This window comes from Falsiroseomonas sp. (assembly GCF_030695085.1).
GTDB lineage: Bacteria > Pseudomonadota > Alphaproteobacteria > Acetobacterales > Acetobacteraceae > Falsiroseomonas.
The window spans coordinates 1-1668 of record NZ_JAUYTS010000164.1 but is presented as its reverse complement, the minus strand read 5'-3'; the positions used below and the strand labels follow the sequence as shown (position 1 = coordinate 1668).

The window sequence follows — 1668 nt, the reverse complement described above, 5'->3', positions numbered from 1 at the left end:
GCCTGCCGGGTCGCGGCTGGTGGTCAGGCCGGGCTGCGGTGTGTCCAGCACCCGCCCGGCCGCCTAAGCCGTTGCGCACAACGTAAGATCACGCAATCGCGAACTGGGTGACGCGGCGAATGCGCGATGTCGGCGTGCGGCGGTTCGTCTACGCCCGAGGAGAGTCGAGAAATCGAAAGGGGGGAGTGCCCGGCCGGGCGGCGCCGGCGGCTCGCGACCAAGCGCAGATTGCGGAGTGGCGGGAGGCGGCGGCGTAAAGCCGAGATGCGCTGTTGCGCCTGGCGAGACCAGATTCATGGCGTCTGCGCGGTGTTGGCAGCAAACAGCCTGCCCTTCACCGTCCCCAGATATCCCGCCCGGTTTCGAGGCGATATTGGAGAGCCTGTTGGAGAGGCAGGCGCAGCGCGCCCCTAACCCATTGAAGAAAATGGTGCCCCGTACGGGATTCGAACCCGTGTTACAGCCTTGAAAGGGCCGTGTCCTAGGCCTCTAGACGAACGGGACAGGCTGGGATGGCGGGCCGTATGGCGTCCGATCGCCTTCCGGTCAACCCCCTTTTGCGCCGCCACCCGGTCAGGCCAGCCCCATCCTGGTCTGCCGGGCGGCCCAGCCGGCGAGGCCGGGCAGCCCTGCCACGGCCAGCACCAGCGCCGAAGGCGCGCGCGCCATCAGCCCGTCGGCGACCCCCGCCAGCCGCATGCCCGGCCGCACCGCCCGTGCCCAGGCGGCATGGTGCGCCGCCTCCGTGCCGCCCTGCGCGATGGCCATTCCGGCCCGCTGGCCGGAGGCGAGCGCCATGGCGATGCCGTCGCCGCAGAGCGATGGGACGACCGCGGCCTGGTCCCCCACCCGGAACAGCCCCGCCGGTCCTGCGGCGCCGTGGATGAAGCCATAGGGCACGCCGCCCACCGCCAGCGGCCGCACCCAGCCCGGTCGCGCATGCCGCAGCAGCGTGGCCGCCAGGGCGGAGCCCTGCCGCACCATCGCCAGCAGCGCCGCCGGATCACGCGCCGCCTGCGCCAGGCCGGGCGTGCCGGGGGCCAGCGCCAGGCACAGATTGGCACCGCCACCGGCGCGCGGCTGCAACCCGGCATAGCCGCCACGGAAGGCCAGCAGGGCAATGGCATCGCCGAGTTCCACCCCCTCCAGCGCCAGCTTCAGCCCCAGCGCGCCGGGCGGGGCGGCACGCGCCAGGCCGCGCATCTCATGCTTGCCGGTGGCCAGCACCAGCCGCCCGCCTTCCAGCACCGCGCCATCCGCCAGGCGCAGCCGCCAGCCCTCCCGCGCCGGCTCGGCGGCCACCGCCGCGGCACCGCAGCGCAGTTCCGCCCCTTCGGCGGCGGCGCGGCGCAGCAGCGCGGCATCCAGCGTCATGCGCGGCAGCGACCAGGCCGGGAAGGGCAGCGCGAAATCGCCGCGATGCCGCCCGGCGCCGAACCAGGCGCGACGGATCGGCACGGCGCCCAGGCCGGGCAGGTCGAGCCCAAGCCCGGCCAGCAGGGAAGCGGCATCGGCGCCGAGGAATTCGCCGCAGACCTTCTCGACCGGCTGCGCGGCGCGCTCCACCAGAATCGGCGCGGCGCCGGCCCGCGCCAGGGTGATGGCCGCCGCGGCACCAGCCGGGCCGCCGCCGAGGATCAGCGTCCTCATCCGCCCGGCCCCTCCACC

The 1668-nt window shown here is 74.5% G+C and carries 1 protein-coding gene and 1 tRNA gene; both read right to left on the bottom strand.

The annotated features are described in order from the left end of the window. Window positions 1-428: 428 nt before the first annotated feature. Window positions 429-504, bottom strand: a tRNA-Glu gene (locus Q8S40_RS18305). A 69-nt stretch (window positions 505-573) separates the two neighbouring features. After that, window positions 574-1650, bottom strand: a complete 1077-nt coding sequence (locus Q8S40_RS18300; RefSeq protein ID WP_305671530.1) for an NAD(P)/FAD-dependent oxidoreductase — start codon at window positions 1648-1650, stop codon at window positions 574-576. Window positions 1651-1668 lie beyond the last annotated feature (18 nt).